This window comes from Holophagaceae bacterium (assembly GCA_016720465.1).
Classification (GTDB): domain Bacteria; phylum Acidobacteriota; class Holophagae; order Holophagales; family Holophagaceae; genus JANXPB01.
Window position 1 is genome coordinate 1,108,821 of record JADKKO010000004.1, and the last position, 18,790, is coordinate 1,127,610.

The 18,790-nt window shown below is 65.0% G+C and carries 16 protein-coding genes; 7 read left to right on the forward strand and 9 right to left on the reverse strand.

Annotated elements, in window-relative coordinates:
* Positions 1-65: 65 nt before the first annotated feature.
* The 3 genes from IPQ13_12270 to IPQ13_12280 form a co-directional block, all read right to left on the reverse strand.
* A complete protein-coding gene (locus IPQ13_12270) occupies positions 66-767 on the reverse strand; it encodes a DUF4386 domain-containing protein (GenBank protein ID MBL0211665.1) in 702 nt (233 codons plus the stop codon).
* 190 nt (positions 768-957) lie between these two features.
* Entirely contained in the window at positions 958-2,328 is a 1,371-nt protein-coding gene (locus IPQ13_12275) for a tetratricopeptide repeat protein (protein MBL0211666.1), read from the reverse strand.
* Positions 2,329-2,351: 23 nt separating this feature from the next.
* Positions 2,352-3,830 (reverse strand): PLP-dependent aminotransferase family protein, encoded by a 1,479-nt coding sequence (locus IPQ13_12280; protein ID MBL0211667.1) that lies wholly within the window; start codon positions 3,828-3,830, stop codon positions 2,352-2,354.
* Between the two features lie 169 nt (positions 3,831-3,999).
* Between IPQ13_12280 and IPQ13_12285 the strand changes: the two genes are divergently transcribed.
* Entirely contained in the window at positions 4,000-4,473 is a 474-nt protein-coding gene (locus IPQ13_12285) for a Rieske (2Fe-2S) protein (GenBank protein ID MBL0211668.1), read from the forward strand.
* A gap of 81 nt (positions 4,474-4,554) precedes the next feature.
* Positions 4,555-6,174, forward strand: a complete 1,620-nt coding sequence (locus IPQ13_12290) for a hypothetical protein (protein MBL0211669.1) — start codon at positions 4,555-4,557, stop codon at positions 6,172-6,174.
* Positions 6,175-6,254: 80 nt separating this feature from the next.
* Here IPQ13_12290 and IPQ13_12295 read toward each other — a convergent pair whose 3' ends face one another.
* The 3 genes from IPQ13_12295 to IPQ13_12305 form a co-directional block, all read right to left on the reverse strand.
* Positions 6,255-7,421: a zinc-dependent metalloprotease gene (locus tag IPQ13_12295; protein ID MBL0211670.1), complete on the reverse strand. Its 1,167-nt coding sequence runs from the start codon at positions 7,419-7,421 to the stop codon at positions 6,255-6,257.
* On the reverse strand, positions 7,337-8,857 hold the full coding sequence (locus tag IPQ13_12300; GenBank protein ID MBL0211671.1) for a DUF5117 domain-containing protein: 1,521 nt from the start codon (positions 8,855-8,857) through the stop codon (positions 7,337-7,339). Before IPQ13_12300 ends, IPQ13_12295 begins: the two co-directional genes overlap by 85 nt.
* 85 nt (positions 8,858-8,942) lie before the next feature.
* Entirely contained in the window at positions 8,943-9,914 is a 972-nt protein-coding gene (locus IPQ13_12305; protein ID MBL0211672.1) for a DUF4126 domain-containing protein, read from the reverse strand.
* Between the two features lie 149 nt (positions 9,915-10,063).
* Between IPQ13_12305 and IPQ13_12310 the strand changes: the two genes are divergently transcribed.
* The 5 genes from IPQ13_12310 (at position 10,064) to IPQ13_12330 (ending at position 14,598) form a co-directional block, all read left to right on the forward strand.
* Positions 10,064-11,407 (forward strand): tetratricopeptide repeat protein, encoded by a 1,344-nt coding sequence (locus IPQ13_12310; protein MBL0211673.1) that lies wholly within the window; start codon positions 10,064-10,066, stop codon positions 11,405-11,407.
* A 51-nt stretch (positions 11,408-11,458) separates the two neighbouring features.
* A complete protein-coding gene (locus IPQ13_12315; GenBank protein ID MBL0211674.1) occupies positions 11,459-11,962 on the forward strand; it encodes a DinB family protein in 504 nt (167 codons plus the stop codon).
* Positions 11,959-12,765, forward strand: coding sequence for a hypothetical protein (locus tag IPQ13_12320; GenBank protein ID MBL0211675.1), 807 nt, complete (start codon positions 11,959-11,961; stop codon positions 12,763-12,765). The genes IPQ13_12315 and IPQ13_12320 overlap by 4 nt, the downstream gene beginning before the upstream one ends.
* A gap of 133 nt (positions 12,766-12,898) precedes the next feature.
* Positions 12,899-14,005 carry an ATP-dependent 6-phosphofructokinase gene (locus IPQ13_12325; protein ID MBL0211676.1) on the forward strand — a complete coding sequence of 369 codons (1,107 nt, stop codon included), beginning with the start codon at positions 12,899-12,901 and terminating at the stop codon, positions 14,003-14,005.
* A gap of 113 nt (positions 14,006-14,118) precedes the next feature.
* Entirely contained in the window at positions 14,119-14,598 is a 480-nt protein-coding gene (locus IPQ13_12330; protein MBL0211677.1) for an aminoacyl-tRNA deacylase, read from the forward strand.
* Positions 14,599-14,609: 11 nt separating this feature from the next.
* Here IPQ13_12330 and IPQ13_12335 read toward each other — a convergent pair whose 3' ends face one another.
* The 3 genes from IPQ13_12335 to IPQ13_12345 all read right to left on the reverse strand — a co-directional run bounded on the left by IPQ13_12335 (position 14,610) and on the right by IPQ13_12345 (position 18,789).
* Positions 14,610-16,754, reverse strand: coding sequence for a TonB-dependent receptor (locus IPQ13_12335; GenBank protein MBL0211678.1), 2,145 nt, complete (start codon positions 16,752-16,754; stop codon positions 14,610-14,612).
* 111 nt (positions 16,755-16,865) lie between these two features.
* Positions 16,866-17,246 (reverse strand): response regulator, encoded by a 381-nt coding sequence (locus IPQ13_12340; protein ID MBL0211679.1) that lies wholly within the window; start codon positions 17,244-17,246, stop codon positions 16,866-16,868.
* Complete coding sequence (locus IPQ13_12345; protein MBL0211680.1) at positions 17,239-18,789, reverse strand: HAMP domain-containing protein; 1,551 nt, start codon at positions 18,787-18,789, stop codon at positions 17,239-17,241. Before IPQ13_12345 ends, IPQ13_12340 begins: the two co-directional genes overlap by 8 nt.
* Position 18,790: the final 1 nt, after the last annotated feature.

Sequence of the window (18,790 nt, forward strand, 5' to 3'; positions counted from 1 at the left end):
TTGTCCATCGGTTCCTTCGGCTCAAGATCGTGGGCCAGCATCGGTCCTTGCGGTACATTCCTCGATCAGGCCAAGGAGGGTTCGGCCGGTTGCTTCGGCCTGGCCCCTCGGAGCACCAGCCAGAGCATGAAGGCGAGCTCCCCGAGGAGGGCAGGGAAGGTGATCTTGGAGACGAACTCCATGTGCTGCGGGCTAAGCATCCCGACGAAGCTCGTGGCAACGTAGGCGACGCCATTGATGATCAGCCATACGCCCAGGAAGCGGGGAAGAAATCCCGAACGGAAGACCAGCCATCCGAGGGGGAAAAGCCAGAGCCCCCAAAAGATCTCGGTGACGATCGTCATCTGGCCGCTCAGCTTGAGGAACAGCATCGCCAGGGCTTCCCGATGCGGCTGGTCGAACACCGACAGGAAATCCGCGCCGCGCAACAGCACAAGGACTGCGAGCTGGTTCACTTCGTCCACGAAACCGATGGGGATCTGGACCAGCACCAGGATCACCATGAGCATCGCGAGCGGCTGGTCGATCTCCTTGAACAGGCGGTAGAGAGCCAGGGCGAGGAAGAGGAAAACCACCAGGGAAACGACCCCGCTCGCGATGCTGAACCGGAAGAGCGGCTCGGATTCCAGGATCTTCTGGGCCGTCGCCGCGGCGTTTCCCCGTACGATCAGCTTGCTGGGAATGTAGATCAAATTCACCAGACCGAGGATCACAAGCACCAGATACAGCCATCCTGCGGTTCTTGCGCTCTTCTGGAGTGAAGGCATGGTTTCCCCTCGTTTTTCAGTTGCTGTTTTCTGATCTACGGGATCTTGGTCCATCCGGTTTAGGAGGCCGGAGCCGGATATTGCCCCGGCAACCGAGCCAGGTTGCTTGAACTGCGAACCCCCCTTGTTTCTCCGCACCTCAGCAGGCGTTTTTCTTTCGCGTCCATGCGATCCCCAAAATTCCGCGGACCTAACGGGTGAGCGAATCGAGGTTGGCCCTGGCCAGGGCATAGTCTGGATTCAGCGCCAGCGCGGCTTCAAAGGCCTTCCGGGCCTCCGCGGCCTCGCCTTGGACCAGATGGGCGTAACCCAGGTTGTTGTGGGCCCGGGGGTTCTGCGGCGATACACGGAGGCTGCTACGCCAGAGGGTGATTTCGCTCTGGTAATCGCGGTTCCGGACGGCGGTGCGGACACCAAGGCACAAGGCCAGCAACAGGAAACAGGATGTGGCGAACCTCGCATCCACATTGAACCTGCGGATTCCTTCCCGGGCAGCGGTGGCGAGGGCGAAGGCGAGGCCCAGGCTCGGCAGATAGAGCTGCCGCTCGTTCACCAGATCGAAACGGGGGATGAATGAGTTGGTGGGGACCAGGTGCAGGAAGAACCACAACAATCCGAATCCCAGCCAGGGCCTGGAGCGAAGCGAAAAAATCCCCATCCCGAGCAGGCCCACGAGCAAGGCGGCCTGGCCTGCGATCCCCCAGGCCAATTGCGCGCGCTCGGGCAGAAAGGGATCGATGTTCAAGTGAGCCGGCCAGCACCAGGTTCCGAGAAGATAGCCCTGGGCCTGGACCTGGTTCAGCAGGTTAATGGGGATGCTGCGGGTGGCGAAACCGGCAGCGAGCAGCATCCGTTGCGCGGGATGGAGCGTGACGCCGAGGCCGAGCGCCCCGAATAGGAGCCAATGCAGCGAAGTCGTGCGGAGGGCCGGTTTCAGGCCCCTCCAGGGCCCAGCGGCGCGCTCCCAAAGGAGCAGGGCGAAGGGCAGGGTGAGCGCGGTCTCCTTTGCGAGGCAGGCCAGCAGGAAGAACAGCACGGACAAGAGATTCCACGCCCTTGAGCCTTGTTCCTTGCCTTGGATGAAGGCCACCAGGCTCGCGAGGTAGAACAGCGCCATCAGCGAGGTGGAGCGCCCGCAGATGTAGGTGACGGCCTCGGTCTGGGCAGGATGCAAGGCGAAGAGCAGGGTCGCGGCGAGGGCGATCCATCCAGCGCCGGGATTGCCCGGCGCGAACCGCTTCAGCACCGTGCAAGCCAGCAGTCCGTTGGCGCCATGGATGGCCAGGTTCACCAGATGGAAGCCCCAGGGTCCAGGCCCCGCCATCCAGTTCAGCGTGTAGGTGAGCTTCAACAGCGGGCGGATGCCGCGGAGATCCCCGGCCCAGGCGGCCAGGCTGTGCACCCGGCCGTTGTCCACGATGACGTTGAAATCATCGAACTGGAAAGCGCCCGGAAAGGCATTCAGGTAGGCCAGGCAGATCGCTCCGAGGATCAAGGCGGGAGCGAGGAACCGCGCGGCTTTCCCCGGGGCCGGGTCCGACGGGTGGGAGATCGGGTTCACTCGCTCGAAAGTCCGGCCAGAGGTCACGGCTTTCTCGCCCGGACTTCCTTGAGGGCCTCGGCCATGCGCTCGCAGGCCTGGTTCTGCTCTTCCAGGTCGTGGGCGGCGAAGCCCATGCAGATGAAGGGCAGGGGCTGGTGATGGAACTCGTATAGCTGGCCTGTGTAGAAGACGACACCCTTGGTGGCGCAGCGGTCCGCCCAGGCGTCCAGCAGGTGCGGCTCCCGCACGTTCACCCAGAGCGAGAGGCCCTCGCGGGGGTCCTCGACGCGGACGAAGGGATGCAAATGGAGCAGCAGGCGGTCCACCATGGTTTCGCGGCGCTCGTCGGTCATCCGGCGGATCCGGCGCAGGTGCCGCTGGATCTCCCCGTCCCTGAACAGTTCTTCCAGTGCGGCTTCGTGGAGCTGGTTGCCGGGCCAGTCGATGAGCTGGCGGTACTTGGCCATGGTCTTGATTTCAGGGCTCGGTCCCGCGATGAAACCCACCTGCAGGCCCGGCGCGAGGATCTGGTCCAGGGTGGCCGCATAGAAGACCAGGCCTTCGGTGTCCTCGCTCGCGAGCGCCGGAGCTGGCGCGTTTTCCGTGTGAAAACCGAGGCTGAGATCCAGTTCCAGGATCCGGGCTCCATGGGCCCTGGCGAGCCCCAGGAGCCGCCGCCGGTTCTCGGGGCCCATGACGGCATGGGTCGGATATTGGGGGCTGGCGCTCACGCAGATGAGCCGCACGGTTTCGCGCTTGAGCAAATCCTCCAACGCATCCAGGTCCATGCCGCCCGAATCCACTGGCACAGACATCAGGCGGGCGCCGGCGGAGCGGAAGGATTCCACCAGCCGGAAGGCTCCGGGCGATTCCACGATCACCGCGTCCCCCGAAGCGAAGAGGCCTTTCGAGGCCAGGTGCAGGGTGCCCATGAGCCCCCGGGTGAGCACCAGATTTCCCGGCTCCAGGTTGATTCCGCGCAGGTCGCGCAGCATCTGGCAGAGCGAGGTGCGCAGTTGCAGGTGGCCCCGCGGGTCCCAGCTCGGCTGCAGGGCGCGCTGCTGTTGGAGGCGCAGCACCCGGCCATAGGCCCTATGGATGCTGCCGGTGGGAGCCAGCCGCACATCCGAGAGATCCGGCAGGAGCTGGAAGCCATCGCGGTCGATGGCCGGAGGCTGGAAGAAGGGTTCGGTCATGGGGGTGGGGCTGGTCCAGGAGCCCGAGTCCACGGCGGCGATGGTGGAAGTCTGCTCCAGATCCACGGGCGGGTTGGCCGCTACGAAGGTGCCGCGGTCCGGTTCGCTGACCACCCAGCCCTCCGCTGACAATTCGCGGTAGGCGGTAAGGGCGGTATTGCGGTTCACACCCAGTAATTCCGCCAGCGCCCGCGTCCCAGGAAGGGCATCGCCTGGGCGGAACCGGCCTTTCCGGATACCGTCCTGGATCGCGGAGGCAATCTGGAGGTAGAGGGTTTCCTCCCGTTCCCGGTCCAACTGGATGGCCAAGTCCCATTGCGCCATAGCGATCCTTTGGTTGAGGTTGCAGGGTTCCGTTTTCCACCATTCCCCGATCTCCTGAACCGGTCAAGTGACTGGGGTGGACCGGAGGGGTCCGTATCTTCGGACCGGACCTTTTCATGCTCCATGAAGTCTTCATCGTTAGGACTGCCCCAACCAACAAGGAGACTCCATGAGCAAGCAAGAAGCTGAAATTCCGTTGGATCGCCGCACCTTTTGCGCTGGTGCTGTGGCCGCCACGGCCTTGGCCTGCGGAGGAGGAGGCGGCGGCGCAGGGAGCACGCCCCCCCCGCCCCCCGGTGGAGGAACCCAGAAGACCACCACGGACACGAAGGCGGTCTTCCTGACTCAACCGACGGGAACCGTACGCGACTACCGGAGCCTCGGGAATTTCTGGCTGGCCAGGGATGCGGGCGGCATCTATGCCATGACCGCCATCTGCACCCACATGGGGTGCACGGTGAACGGGTGGAATGGCAACGTCTTCCCCTGCCCCTGCCATGGCAGCCAATACGACCTCAACGGAGCCGTGGTCCAGGGGCCTGCCCCCTTGCCGCTCAACCACTTTGAGGTCACGACGGATGCCAATGGATTCCTCGTCGTGGACACGGGGAAAGTGGTGGGCGCCCAGGTCCGGCTCACCTAATTCCCAGGCGGCATCGGCCGCCCGGGCGCAGCCGTCATTGAACCAGCGCTGGTCATTCCCCGAGACCCCTAGGAGGTCGTGATGGAAGTGAACATCAACCATCCCAAAGTTCCTGCCTTGGTGCTCGCGGGGTTCGCCTTCGCTTTATCTCTGGCTTGTGGCGGAGGAGGCGGTGGGAACACGCTGCCGCCCAGCGGCGGCGGGAACACGAATGTCGCACCGGCCATCACGGGCCAGCCTTCGGGCCTGACCGTCACCCTGGGGCAGGCCGCCAATTTCATTGCTGCCGCATCCGGCAACCCGGCTCCGGCCTTTCAATGGGAACGCAGCAGCGACGGCAACAACTGGACCAGCATCGGCGGCGCCACCAGCGCTTCCTATAGCTTCACTCCAGCCAAGGCGGACCACGCCGCCCAGTTCCGGACCAAGGCCACCAATGTCGCGGGGACGGCCACATCGAACTCCGCGCCCCTCGCGGTCCAATGGGTTCCCACTTTCACGCTGCAGCCGGCCTCCCAGTCCGTCAGTTCGCCGGCTGCGGCCACCTTCACTGTCCTGGCGGAGGCCAACCCGGCGGCCACCTACCAATGGCAGTCCAGCTCCAATGGCGCTTCGTGGGCGGATCAGGCCGGAGCCACCGGCGCGGCCTTTCAGACCGGACCCACGCTCAATTCCATGAACAATCTCCAATTCCGCTGTGTGGCTTCGAACGCAGTGGGGTCGGCCACCAGCAATAGCGCGACCCTTCTGGTGAATGTGCCCTCCGTGACGCTCACGGTGAATCTGGGGACAGGCACCACCGGAACGCCCGCGACCACCGCAGCCCATGCCGTCGGCACTTCTGTGAACTACGCCTACAGCGCCCAGCCTGGATTCACGAATCTCCAGGTAGCGCTGGATGGAAACCCGGTGGCCTCGGCCGGCACAGTCAACATGGATGGCGCCCATACCCTTGCGGCCACCGCTTCAGCGATTCAACGCACCGTCACCTTCACAGCCGGAGCGGGGGGGAACATCACGGGTACGACCAGCCAGGTAGTGCCCCATGGTGGCAGCACCGCGCCGGTCACCGCGGCTCCCGATGCTGGCTTCTCCTTCGTCAACTGGACCGGGAACGGCTTCACGGCCACCAGCGCCAATCCCCTCGCCCTCAGCAATGTGACCCAGGATTATGGAATCACCGCCAATTTCAGCGCGGTGGCGCCCACGCTCCATACGCTCACCGTGAATCTCGGCACTGGAGCGACCGGGACCCCGGCCGCCGGGAGCCCTTTCACCCAAGGGAGCGTGGTGCCCTACAGCTACACGGCCCAGGCTGGCTTCAACAACCTGGTCGTGCGGCTGGACGGCAGTCCCGTGGCGGCCGCGGGCACCGTCACCATGGACGCCGCCCATACCCTGGCGATCACTGCCCAGGCCATCCCTGATCCCAACACGATCAAGGTCGGGCAGGGCGGGCTCGTCTTTTCACCCGATTCGCTCACGGTCCAGGTGGGGACCACGGTCACCTTCCATTGGTCCAGCAGCGGGCACAGCATGGTGATCGGAAATCCATGCTCGCCCAGCGGCGTGCTGGACTCCGGCATCCGGAGCGCGGGATACGAGTTGACCTACACGCCGATGGCCGTGGGAGACGTGCCGTTCTATTGCTCCCCCCACTGCGGATTCGGGATGACGGGCGTCATCCATGTGGTGCCTTAGGATCTCCCCTGGGAATCGCCCGTCGGCCGGGCGGTGATCAAGGGCGCGGGTGGAAGCGCGCCCTTGATCGGTGTTCCGGGTCAGTGGTCGAAGGCCTCGCCAATTTCCGGCCAGCAGCCTTCCTCCTCGGTGGCGCGCGCTCGGCCGGCGGCGGCCGCGCTGGCCGGGCCGGGGGCAGCAAATTTGGGATCGAGGATCCTGGCGATCTGGTCTTTCAGGTCTTCAAGATGCGCCCTTGATGCGCCCTTGGCCGAAGGCAGCTTGGCTGAAAGCTGCGACTGCAGCGACTTCAGCTCCGCGCGGATAGCTCCGCGCTGGTCGTCCAGGGCATTGGGAGCCGGGATGGCGAGGCCGGGGAAACTAAGGGGCGCAGGCGCCGGCTGGTTCAGGCGTTCGTTCAGCAGCTCGAGGTAGGCCCGCTGCAGATCCCGGCGATGCCCATCGATCTTGGGCGCGGGGGAAGACAGCTCCGTGAACGCGCCGCTGCGGATATCGGCCAGCAGTTCGCCAAGCCTGTAGGCCTTGTCCCCCAGCGCGGATTCCTGCTCCTGAAGCCGGCCCAGCCGGCTGCGGTCCAGCAGGTTCCGCAACACGCTTTTCTGCGCGGCCAGGAGCCGCGCGGAACCGCTGTTGGGTTCAAGGCGGCTCAGGATTTCGGGCTTGAGCAACCAGTCGGGCGTCTGGAGGATGGCGCCGTTCAAGTATTTCACCGCCAGTTGCTGGCGGGTTTTGGAAACCGGTGTGAAGACCGCGCCCGATTGCCCGCCGTGCTTGGTCTGGGCGTCGTAGCCGCCCACGATGGCCGCCACATGGTTCAGCTCGCGGGTCCACTGGCCCCAGGTGGCGGTGTAGAGATGGCTGAGGGTCCCATTGTCCTCGCCGGGTTTGTCGCAAGCCTTCATCAGCATGCCTGCGACCCGCTGGAGGTTTTTCGTTCCGAGCGCCGTGGCGGCCACGGCATCCGCATCGCCCACCGCCTCGGTGTTCTCGCCTGGGTCGGATCCGAAAGCGCCGGGGGTCGAGAAGCGCAGCCACGGCTCGCTGTCCTGCCTGCGCGCCCAGGTGTCCAGCGTGGGCGTTTCATCATCGGGAGTCTTGGCGCCGGGAATGGGCGTGTAGCCCCACTGGACCGCATACATATCATAGGGGCCGATCTTCGGGATCAGCAGCTTGGGATCGATCTTGTCTTCGGGCTGTGCGACGTAGTTGAACCGGCAGTAGTCCATGAGGGTCGCCACATGCCCCATCTTGGCGAGCCACTCCTTGTCCCGGATTTTTCGAAAGGATATTCGGAACTGGACTTCATGTTGTGGGGAAAGCCCAGGGAGTGGCCGCATTCGTGGGTGACGACGTAGGCCACGAGTTCGCCCATGAGGTCGTCCGGCAGGGGCAGCGATTGAGCCCTGGGATCCAGCGGCCCCACCTGGGTGAAATACCAATCGCGCTGGAGCTGCAGGATGTTGTGGTACATCACGATGTCGGCATTCAAGATCTCGCCGCTGCGCGGGTCACTGATGTGCGGGCCGTAGGCGTTGGCGATGGGCGAAGGCACCCAGCGGATGACGGAATAGCGGATGTCCGCCGGATCGAATTGGGGGTCCTGCTCCTTGGTGGGGAAGCTGCGGGCCTGCACCGCATTCTTGAAGCCCGCGGCTTCGAAGGCCACGTTCCAGGCCTCCACGCCCTTCTTGATGAAAGGCACCCACTGGGCCGGCGTCGCGCTGTCGATGTACCAGACGATGGGCTTGATGGGTTCGCTGAGGGCTGCAGTGGGATCCTTCTTCTCAAGCTTCCAGCGCGTGATGTAGGTGCGGCGCTTGGCTTCGTGCTCGTCGCGGCCATAGTCCACGTTGCGGACCGAGAAGTAGCCCACCCGGCCATCCATGAGCCGGGGCATCATGGGGGTGTCCGGAAGGGCGACGAAGGAATAGGCCACCTTCACCGAACCGCTTTTCGGCGGAAGGCTGGGCATCCCTGGGATGACAGGCGTTCCCGGCGGCAGGGCGCTCATGGTGTAGGTGTGGATCGAATCCACCAGGACATTGCCCGGGAAGGCCTTCGCCTGTTCCACGTAGCTGCGGCCCGCGTCCAAGGCCATGGCGTTGAGGATGGTTCGCGCGGTGAAATCGCCCACTTCGCTGGTGAAGAGTTTGCTCACTTCGATGACGGGCGATCCATCCTTGGCGAAGGCCTCCACGGGAAAGCCCATGAGGATCGCGTCCTGGTTGGAATTGTTCACCGCTGCCGCGATGGGCTTGGAGGGATCCGAAACCACTGCGTGGGACACCTGGGTGAGGTAGACCTTGTTCTCGTGCGCCACCCACCGGACAATTTCGTCGTTGATCTCCTTGCCGGCGTGGTCCACGCCCGCGGGCGTTTTCGTGGCTGTGGCCACCAACAGCAATTCTTTTCCGAGGCCAGACTTCGGGATCTCGAAATAGATCTTTCCTTTGTGCTGGTGCACCTTGAAAAGGCCCGACTGGGTCTTGAATTCCGGCGTGATGACCTTGTCGTAGGGTTTGGGTTCGGCATCGGAGGCCGCGCCGGGCCTTTGTCCGGCCGCCTGGCTGTTGGGTCCGCCGGGCGCCTGCGGCCCCTGGGCCGGTTTTGGAGCCGGTGTCTGCGCGAAGACACTGAGGCTCACCAGCGCCAGGGCTGTGTATCGAAGAAGACGGGAAGGCATGGTGGCTCCTGTGGATGGAATGCTTCCAACCTAACAGGATGCCTCGCAAGACGATGGAAGAATTTTTCCCCTCGATTTCCTGCGGTCAGTACACCTCCTTGAGGTTCCGGGGAGGGTTCCCGGCCTCGCCGTGGAAGGTCCTCGCCCAATCCTTGGGGAGGAAGAAGACCTGGGCCTTGCCGTCCCGCAGGAAGACCAGGGAATCCCAGATAAGGCCTCGGGACACCCGCAGGGGATCGATGCTGCCTTCGTCCATGGCGATGGCCTTGGTCCGGAATAATCCCCGATGGATGAAATGCCAGCGCCCCCCCAGGTGCGCCAGGAAGCCATCCTTCAAGCGCGGGGCTCCCTTGGCCCTGCGGGCGAAGGCCCGGACCACACGCTGGCTGCCCTGGTGATCAAGCTCGAGGATCGCCAGCTCGGCCCATTCGGCAACCTCGTGGCGGCCAGCCCCGCGGACCCAGGACATGACGCGCCCTGCGAAGCCCGCCAGCAGGAAATGCAGTACCCGGAAGAGCAGGGGCAGCATCAGAGCCGTGAACAGGATGATGGCCGCCAGCACGGGCAGCGCCACGTAGGGATGGCTGTAGGCCAAGGCCAGCAAGCCCACGACGCCCACATCCTCCGCGATGCTGATCAGGCTGTGGGTGGTTGGCTCTGGCGCGGTGTGGGCCAGCAGGCGGAAGCCCATCTTGGAGCCGTGGGCGCCCAGGGCGATGGTGCCCCCAGCCAGCAAGGCGATGACCTGCACGGTGGGATGCAGGTTGCCCGCCGCGCCAAGGGCCAGCAGCGCGCCGCCGACGGGCCTCACAAAGGTGTGGATACCGTCCCAGACCACGGTGACGAAGGGGACCTTGTCGGCGAAGAATTCGATGAGAAAGAGCAGGGCCGCGGCGATGAGCACGGCCGGGTGGGCCAGGACCTGCAGTTCCGGCGGAAGGCCGGAGACCCAGTGGTACCGCTCCGCCAGCCCGACCGTGAGCACAGCGAGGTACAGGTTGATTCCCGAAACGACGGAAAGGCCGAGGATGCCTGCGAGGGTGGAGAGGGTTGCCATGGGATCCGATCTTTCCTCGTGGCGAAGCCTACGACGGGGCTGGGCCAGGCGTCAAATCATGGGCTCCCGAAGGGTCCAGGCCCGGACCCTGGACGCCGTCGCCATCGCGATTCCGTTTTTGTATCCTGGAATGCGGAGAAGAAGCCGGAATGATCGCACAACACCTCTACATGATGGCTTTCGAGCATCATCGGGCCGGCCGTTTGAGAGAAGCCGAAGCCGTGTACAAGGCGGCCCTCCGGCATGATCCAAACCTCTCCGGCGCTCTCTGCAATCTCGGCATTCTGAGCCACCGGGCGGGCGACGAGGAGCAGGCCCAGGAGTACCTGCGGCGGGCCCTTGATTCGGAACCGGAATCAGCCTTGGCGCTTTCCAACCTGGGCGTCGTGCTGAAGTCCCTCGGCCAGCTGGAGGAATCCCTGTCGGTTCAATTGCGGGCGGGGGGACTGACCCCGGATTCCCCCGCCATCCATCACAATCTCGGTACGGTCTACCGCGCGTTGGGCCGTCCAGAGGAATCTGAAGCCTCCTTCAGGCGCGCCCTGCAATTGAAGCCGGATTTCGTGGATGCGGAATTCGGCCTGGCCCACCTGAAACTCTCCCAAGGGGACTTCGACTCGGGATTCGAACTCTACGAGTGCCGCTGGAACCTTGAGGAAGGGCGCAAGGCGCGCCGGTCCTTCCAGGCCCCGCGCTGGAATGGCGAACCCTTGGATGGGAAGACGCTGCTGATCCATGCCGAACAGGGATTCGGGGACACCATCCAATTCATCCGCCTCGCTACCTTGATCCAGGAAGGCCGTGTGGTGTTCGAAGGCCAGGGAGCCTTGTTGCCGCTGTTGCGGAAGGCTGATGGCATCGATCAGGTGGTGGCGGCCGGGGAGCCTCTGCCCCATTTCGATTACCACCTGCCCCTGCTGAGCCTGCCGCGGGTGATGAAATTGAAACTCGACGGGATCCCCGCCGGAGTTCCCTATCTCCGGCCCGAGCCGGCCCGCGTGGAGGCCTGGGCCAAGCGCCTGGGAACCCGGAAGGGCAGACGGATCGGGCTTGTCTGGCGCGGCGCTCCAGGCCACGTCAATGATGTCGAAAGATCCATGGATCCAGCCTTCCTGGCGCCGCTTCTGGAGCTTGAGCAGACTGAGGTCTTCGGCCTCCAAAAAGACCCAAAACCGGGAGACATCGATCGCTTGCCGGGACTGCGGAACCTCGGGCCGGAGCTGCAGGATTTCGGCGACACAGCGGCGGTGCTGGAGCATATGGATTTCACGGTTTCGGTTTGCACCTCGGTGCTCCATCTGGCGGGCGCGCTGGGCCGGAGGGCCATCGGGCTTCTGCCCCATGTGCCGGATTGGCGCTGGCTCCAGTCCCGCGAGGATAGTCCCTGGTATCCGACGATGCAGCTCATCCAGCAACGGCGCCCAGGCGATTGGGCGGAGGTGGTGGGCCGGGCCCTGGAAACCATCCGCCGGCCGCAGCATCAAGGGTTCTGATCAGCCCCCAGACCTTCTGTTGCTATGCTTCCAACTGGTTGGAGGTCCGCCATGGCCCTTGGAACGTCTGAACGGGACGGCTATCTCACGCGCTATGGATCCGGGCCTGCGCTGCTCAGGCTGGCCTGGTCTGAAGTGCCGCCGGAGGCCCGCCAGTGGCGCCCGGGGCCGGGCAAGTGGAGCGCCCACGAGATCGTGGTCCATTGCGCGGATTCCGAAACCTATGGCGCCACGCGGATCCGCCTGGTCCTGGCGGAAGCGGAACCCCTCATCGTCGGCTACGACGAAAACCGATGGGCCACGGCCTTCGACTATCACAGCCACGATGTGGACCTGGCGTTCCGGACCATCGAGGCCGTGCGCTCCAACACGGTGACCATGCTGCGTCGCCTGCCCGAGGACGCCTGGAACCGGGCGGGACGCCACACGGACAGCGGCCCTTATTCGGACGCTGATTGGCTCCGGATCTACGCGGACCACCTTGAAATCCATGCCCGCCAGATCCGGCGGAACATCCAGGCCTGGAATGCATCCAGTTCCCGGAGCGCCTCATGAGCACGCTCTTCCCGGTGGTTCGGACCCTTGACCACGTGATGATCGAAGCGGAGGATCCCACGGTGCTCCTGCGCCTTTTCGCGGAGGGCTTCGGCCTGCCGGTGGCCTGGGAATTCGGCGACTACGGGGATCTGTGGAGCGGCGGCGTCTGCGTCGGGAATCTGAACCTGGAATTCTGCCGCTTCAAGGAAAAACGCTTCGGCCGGCCGGATGTCTGGGAGGGCGCCGATGGCAGCGCGCGCATCGGAGGCCTGGCCTTCGAACCCACCATGCCCATCTCGGAAGTCATCGGCGTGCTGTCCGAATGGAGCGTGCCCTTCGGATCGGGCATCGCCTCCGAGAATTGGACGGAGCTCGAAGTGAAGGGCTTGTTGGATGCGCCGGGAATCGTCTTCCTGGTGGAGTACAGCTTCGACCACGATGCTTGGCAGCTGAGCCACCGGGAGGCCTTCGCTGCCTCCGGCGGAGGATCCCTGGGACTCGTGGGGGTGCAGGAAATCCAGGTCGGGGCGAGGGACGTGGACGAAGCCTCGCCGGCCTGGGACCGCTTCCTGCGCGATATCCCCAAGCTGGACTCGGCAGCCTGGCGGCTGGCGGACGAGCTGTCCCTCAGGCTGGTGCCCTGGGGCAAAGATGAAATCGCCTCCCTCGTGCTCCGGGTGAAGTCGGTGGAGCAGGCGATGGCCTTCCTGGCGGACGCTGGCATCCCGGCCCTGGAAACTCTGGACGGCGTGGCGCTGGACCCTTCGGTCACGCAGGGGCTGCATTTCCAGTTGCTGGACTCCGAAGCGCCTGGATTCTGAATATCCCGGGAGCGCTTCGGCCGGCGGGGCCGCTGGCGCGGTGCCAACCGCCGCCACAGCACGACCTGGTCATCGGCATCGCCCTGGACAGGACGGAGTGGGCTATGCTTTTCTCCTCTCTCCAAGGTGGGCCATGTCGAGCATCCGCCGCGTTGCCATCAATACTGGAGGCGGGGACGCGCCCGGCCTGAACGCGGTCATCCGCGCGGTGGCCATGAGCGCCCACAACCGCGGCTGGGAATGCTACGGAATCCGGGACGGCTTCAATGGCATCTTTTTCCCTGAACGCTATTCCGATGGCGGCCTGATGCGCCTCACGCGGGAGCGCGTGTCGGGCATCGCGCATCTGGGCGGCACCATCCTGGGCACCACCAACAAAGGCAACCCGCTGCACTTCCCGCTCCACATGCCCGACGGCACCGTGAAGGAGGTGGACCGCTCGGACGAGATCCTGGAATTCTTCGCGAAGCGGGAACTGGATGCCCTGGTGACCGTGGGCGGCGACGGATCGCTCACGATTGCTCACGCCCTATCGCAAAAGGGCCTGCGGGTGGTCGGCGTGCCCAAGACCATCGACAACGATCTGGATAAGACGGTCACCACCTTCGGCTTTGATACGGCGGTGGCCTTCGCCACGGAATGCATCGATCGCCTCCACAGCACCGCCCAGAGCCATCAGCGGGTGATGGTGATCGAAGTCATGGGCCGCTACGCGGGTTGGATCGCGCTCAACTCAGGGATCGCGGGAGGCGTCCACGCCATTCTGCTGCCCGAGATCCCCTATGACCTGGAGAAGGTGGCCGCCCGCATCCGTTCCCGGGACCAGGGCGGGCGCCTGGATTCGCTGGTGGTGGTGGCCGAGGGCGCCAGCCCCAAGCATGGACGCCGGGCCGTGGCGCAGGCGGCGGATACGGGCCACGCGGAGCGCCTGGGCGGCATCGGCGAACAGGTGACCGCTGAACTCCAGGAGATCACCGGCAAGGATTGCAGGCTGGTGGTGCTGGGCCATCTCTTGCGGGGCGGAAGCCCGACGGCGTTCGACCGCCTGACGGCCCTCCGCTTCGGCGCGGCCGCCATCCGGGCGCTGGACGAGGGCCAGAGCGGCATCATGGTGGCCCTGGCATTTCCAAACGTGGACTACGTTCCCCTCGAGCAGGTGGCCGGCCGCATGAAGGCGGTGCCCCTGAACAGCGACACGCTGCTGACCGGGCGGGATCTGGGGATCTGCTTCGGGGACTAAAGCTTGCCGCCCGCGGGCGCGGGGGGGGCAGGGACGGGCAGCTCCGTCGCGGCTGCGACAAATTGGCGGACAAGCTCTTAATCACATCCACGCGAAGCTGCGGAGGGTTATCCGTGAGCAAAGCCCCATCCACCAATGCCACACGCCTGCTCAAGCGGCTGGGCATTCCCTACGCGGAGCATTTGTACCGCTACGAGGACAAGGGCGGAACGAGCGTCTCCTCGCGGGAGCTGGGCATTCCCGAGCACGCGGTCATCAAGACCCTTGTGATGGAGGATGAGAAGGGCGCCCCCATGATCGTGCTCATGCATGGCGATCTTGAAGTGGGAACCCAAGCCCTGGCGCGGCGGATCGGCGCGAAATCCGTGAGGCCCTGCAAGCCGGAGACCGCCCAGCGGCATAGCGGCTGCATGGTGGGCGGCACCTCGCCCTTCGGCACCAAGAAATCCATGCCGGTCTATGCGGAAGCATCGATCTTCGATTTGGCCAGGATCTACATCAACGGCGGCAGCCGGGGATTCCTGGTGGAGCTGGACCCGATGGACCTGGACAAAGCGCTGACCATTGCGCGGGTGAATGTCTGCCTGGCGTGAATCACGCGCCTTCAAAAACGCAGCGTCACGCTGAAATCCACGGATCTGCCGGGCTGGGGCAGCAGGGAGTTGTAGTAGCTGCCCGACCCCTTCCAAACGCCTGAGTCATTGAATCCGCCCGGGGTCGTGCCGGCGCCCGCGTCCCTCAGGCCTGGATGGAAATAGGTCCTGTCGGTGAGGTTCGCCGCGCGGAGCGAAATCCCCAGCCCCGGGATCCAGAGGTCCTTCACGTTAAGGATGAGGTCCAGGGTTCCGAAGCCGCTCACTTCGCGCACCGGGTTGCTCAGCACCGTCGGGCGGGAGTCGATGATCCGGGCCAGGACCGTGCCGCTCGCATGGCGGTTCCAGACGAGCGTCGAGCCCAGCCAGACTTTGTTGTCCGCCAGGTCTCCGCTGCGGGTGGCCAGGTTCCCGGCCGGACCTGCGGTGATGTCATCGGCTTTGAAATAGCGGGAGTAGTAACCCCACAGCTTCCATTGCCGGACGAAGCCGACGGGCAGGATCCACTGGGCGCCCAGATCGGCGCCGACGACTTCCTGGGAACCTGAATTCACCACCTCGCCGCCGATTTTCTGGATCTTCCCGGCGTTTTTCACCCGGTACAGATCGAGGCTCAGGCCGAAGGAGCGCTCGGTGTAGCTGGCGCTGAGCTGGGTGGTATTGGAAGTCTCCGGGCGCAGGTTGGCATTGGCTCCGGTGCCCGAGGTGGCCCCGTAGAGGAGCCGCGCCGTGGGCTCCTGGTAGGCCTGCCCGTAGAGCGCTTTCAGGCTCCAGTTCCCGAAGGTGCCGACGTAGCCGCCCCGCAGCGTGTTCGCCGTCCCATAGATGGAATTGGTGTCAGAGCGGAGCCCCAGATTCAACTGGTTCGACGGGTCCAGCCGCCAGCGGCCCTGGAGGTAGACGCCCCGGTCGTTGACGCTGAAATGGTTCGTGTCCCCCAGGGAATTGGTTGGGAAGAGTCCGCCTTGGGCCGTGCCGTAGGCTTTCTGCAGCGTTTTCTGTTCGTACTTGAGACCGGCGTTGAAGGAAAGATCCTCGGCGGCCCTGAATTCGAAATCCTGGGTGAAGGCCAGGCTGGAGTCCAGCACCTCATAGCGGGTGAGCACCGTGCTGGCGCCGGAACCGAACCCGTAGGCGGATTCAACGTCGAAGGAATCCTTCTCCACATCGCTGCGCCGGAAACGCACCAGGATGGTGCTGGACAGCCGGTCGCCCAGGGTGAACGGATGCCGGACGTAGACGCTCAGCTCGGGCCGCGTCCAGCGGCCGATGGCCTGGGACGCATCCGCCGCATAGGCAGTGCCGAAGCCCGAGGAGATCCAGAGCTGTTGCACGCCAAACTCCGTGGCGCCCCAGGAGAGCCTGGCATCCACCGCATGATGCGAGTGTTCGGACCGGGCGCTGCCCGCCAGGTCCGGATCATCCACCACAGGTCCCCACAGGCTCCGGTTCGCGTAGTACTTGGCCTTGGTGTACTCGTAGTTTTCGGCGGCGCTCTGGTCTGCAGTGCCCCTGTCCGTCCGGGCGGCGAGGCTGAAGACCAGGCTGCCGCTCCGGTGGACGGCTGAGATGTCCGCGATCCTGGTGCCGAAGGATCCGGCGGTGAGTTTCCCGCGCACGGAGGTCCCATCGGCGGTGGCCTTGCGGGTGATGAGATTGATGACGCCCATGAAGGCATCCGCGCCATAGACCGCCGAGGCCGGCCCATAGACCACCTCCACGCGCTCAAGGGCCGACATCGGATAGGTGACCAGGGGGGTGTCGGCGGTGCTGAACCAGAGGTGGTTGAAGGCCACGCCATCCACCATCACCAGGAAGGGCTCGCCGATGTCGTTGCGGTAGCCCCGCCAATAATTCTTGAAATAATTCGCGCCGTAGGAACGGGCCATGTCCATGCCCGGCAGGTCATCGAGGATCTGCGAAAGCTCGGTGTAGCCCCGTTCCTCGAGATCCGTGCGGCTGAGCACGATCACCGTGGCCGGAGCGTCCGAGATCTTCTCCAGGGTCTTGGACGCGGACACCACCCGGGTGTTCATCAGCTCCATCAGATCCTTCAGGGGCTTGTCGTCGCCGGTGACCTGCTGGGCCTGCGCTGCCAGCAACGGCGGCAGGCCGAGCCACATGGCCGCAAGGAAGGGCGCGGTTCTCATGCGCATGGTTCCTCCTGCGGGAAGGGCGCGGCAGGAGCCGCGGGGCGGCTCCGTGGGGACGTGGACATCGGGTGGGCTGGTCGGATCATTTGTACCATCGGCGCCAAGAAAGCCGCCTCATCTCCCTTCCGCCCGCGCCTGGAGCAGGGCCTGGATCTTCCCCACGAGCCGCGCCACATCCACGGGCTTGGTTTCGAAATCGTCGCAGCCGACGGCGAAGGCCTCCTTGCGGTCGGTCTCCATGGCGTGGGCCGTCAAGGCGATCACCGGGATGCCGGCCGTGGCCTCATCCTGCCGCAGCAGGCGCGTGACGTCCTGGCCGTCCAGGTCCGGCAAGCCCATGTCCATGAGGATGAGATCGGGGCGCTCGCGCGCGGCGATTTCCAGGCCCTCCACGCCGTCCCGGGCCGAGGTGACCTCGAACCCCCGCCGCAGGAGGTGGCGGGTTAGCGCATCGCGGTTCAATTCGTTGTCCTCCACCAGCAGCAACCTAGTCATCGGGGGCCTCTTCCGCGGGATTTCCGCCTTCGGCGACCGGCGGGGCCGGGATCTCCAAGGTGAATGTGGACCCTTTGCCAAGCTCGCTGGCAACGGTGATGTCGCCGCCCATGAGCTGGCAGAGTTTGCGGCTCAGGGCCAGGCCCAGGCCCGTGCCTCCGTAGCGGCGGGAGGTGCTTTCCTCGGCCTGCGTGAATTCCTGGAAGATGCGTTCTTGCTGGGCTTCGGTCATGCCTATGCCCGTATCCCGCACCGTGATCCGGATCCAGGTGCCGCCCTCTCGCTGGAAGGTCGAGGCATGGAGGTCCACGCTTCCCTTGGCTGTGAACTTGCAAGCATTGCTCAACAAGTTGAACAGGGCCTGGCGCAGCTTGGTGGTGTCCCCCAGGAAGGCCGGGATGCCAGGCGCGCAGTCCCAGGACAGCGTGTTCCCGTTCTTGTCGGCAAGCGGCTGGACGGTCTGGAGGCATTCCTGCACCAGGATCGACAGGTCCACCGTCTCCATGGACAGGCTCATCTTTCCGGCCTCCACCTTGGAAAGATCCAGGATGTCGTTGATCAGCCGCAGCAGATGCTGTCCCGATCCATGGATGCGCTGCAGGTCCATGCGGTCCGATTCGCGGCCCTGGACCTCGGCATCCTCGCCCAGCAGCTCGCTGTAGAGGAGGATCGCGTTCAATGGGGTCCGCAGCTCGTGGCTCATGTTGGCCAGGAAGGCGCTCTTCGCGCGGCTCATGGCCTCGGCCCTGAGCTTGGCTTCCTGCAATTGCTCGTTGCTCACCACCAGTTCTCCCGTGCGGCGGGAGACCTGCTCCTCGAGGTGCTCGTGGTATTCCTGGAGCTGGTCGTCCCGGCGCTGTATCTGGCTCAGCATGTTGTTGAAGGCCTCCACCAGCGATCCGATTTCATCGGCGCCGCGGCTGACGGACCGCACGGAGTAGTCCTTTTCATCGGAAACGAGCCTGGCCAGGGCCGCCAGGTCCAGCAGCGGCGCGGTGATGTAGCGCTGCACGCGGTAGGCGATGGCCGCCACCATCAGCCCCAGCACGCAGAACAGGCCCAGGTTGAAGAGCAGGTTCCATCGCAGGGTCTGCTTCAGGTCCTTCAGGTCAGCCCGGAGATAGACCGTGCCGGCGAGGCCGCCCTCCTGCCGGATGGGATGGAAGATCACCAGGTGCCCTTCCTGGAAGGCGGTCTGGTCCCCGGGCTGGAGCGCGGGGAAGGCCGAGGCGTTGCCGCGCGGATAGGTGGCGAACACCCGCCCGCCCGGATCGTAGAGGCACGCGGCATCCACCGAGGGGATGGATTTCAAGGACTCCAGAATCTGGCCGGCCGCCTCGGCATCGCTGAAGGCCAAGGCGGCGCGGCTGTTCTGGCCCACCACATCCCCGAGGGTGACGAGCTGGCGGACCATCGCATCGCGGTAGGTGTAGCTCTCATAGCCCAGCACCGCCATCGCCGAGAGCAGCAGCGCTGCGCCGGCGATGGCGGTCATCCCGAGCGTGAGCTTGCGGCGGATGGACATGTCCTGGAAATGCGCCATG

What these genes read in the sequence shown, in the direction of transcription:
- IPQ13_12270 (MBL0211665.1), bottom strand. Translation starts at nt 767, where the DNA reads ATGCCTTCACTCCAGAAGAGCGCAAGAACCGCAGGATGGCTGTATCTG.
- IPQ13_12280 (MBL0211667.1), bottom strand. Translation starts at nt 3,830, where the DNA reads ATGGCGCAATGGGACTTGGCCATCCAGTTGGACCGGGAACGGGAGGAA.
- IPQ13_12285 (MBL0211668.1), top strand. Translation starts at nt 4,000, where the DNA reads ATGAGCAAGCAAGAAGCTGAAATTCCGTTGGATCGCCGCACCTTTTGC.
- IPQ13_12290 (MBL0211669.1), top strand. Translation starts at nt 4,555, where the DNA reads ATGGAAGTGAACATCAACCATCCCAAAGTTCCTGCCTTGGTGCTCGCG.
- IPQ13_12295 (MBL0211670.1), bottom strand. Translation starts at nt 7,421, where the DNA reads ATGGGGCATGTGGCGACCCTCATGGACTACTGCCGGTTCAACTACGTC.
- IPQ13_12300 (MBL0211671.1), bottom strand. Translation starts at nt 8,857, where the DNA reads ATGCCTTCCCGTCTTCTTCGATACACAGCCCTGGCGCTGGTGAGCCTC.
- IPQ13_12305 (MBL0211672.1), bottom strand. Translation starts at nt 9,914, where the DNA reads ATGGCAACCCTCTCCACCCTCGCAGGCATCCTCGGCCTTTCCGTCGTT.
- IPQ13_12310 (MBL0211673.1), top strand. Translation starts at nt 10,064, where the DNA reads ATGATCGCACAACACCTCTACATGATGGCTTTCGAGCATCATCGGGCC.
- IPQ13_12315 (MBL0211674.1), top strand. Translation starts at nt 11,459, where the DNA reads ATGGCCCTTGGAACGTCTGAACGGGACGGCTATCTCACGCGCTATGGA.
- IPQ13_12320 (MBL0211675.1), top strand. Translation starts at nt 11,959, where the DNA reads ATGAGCACGCTCTTCCCGGTGGTTCGGACCCTTGACCACGTGATGATC.
- IPQ13_12325 (MBL0211676.1), top strand. Translation starts at nt 12,899, where the DNA reads ATGTCGAGCATCCGCCGCGTTGCCATCAATACTGGAGGCGGGGACGCG.
- IPQ13_12335 (MBL0211678.1), bottom strand. Translation starts at nt 16,754, where the DNA reads ATGCGCATGAGAACCGCGCCCTTCCTTGCGGCCATGTGGCTCGGCCTG.
- IPQ13_12340 (MBL0211679.1), bottom strand. Translation starts at nt 17,246, where the DNA reads ATGACTAGGTTGCTGCTGGTGGAGGACAACGAATTGAACCGCGATGCG.
- IPQ13_12345 (MBL0211680.1), bottom strand. Translation starts at nt 18,789, where the DNA reads ATGGCGCATTTCCAGGACATGTCCATCCGCCGCAAGCTCACGCTCGGG.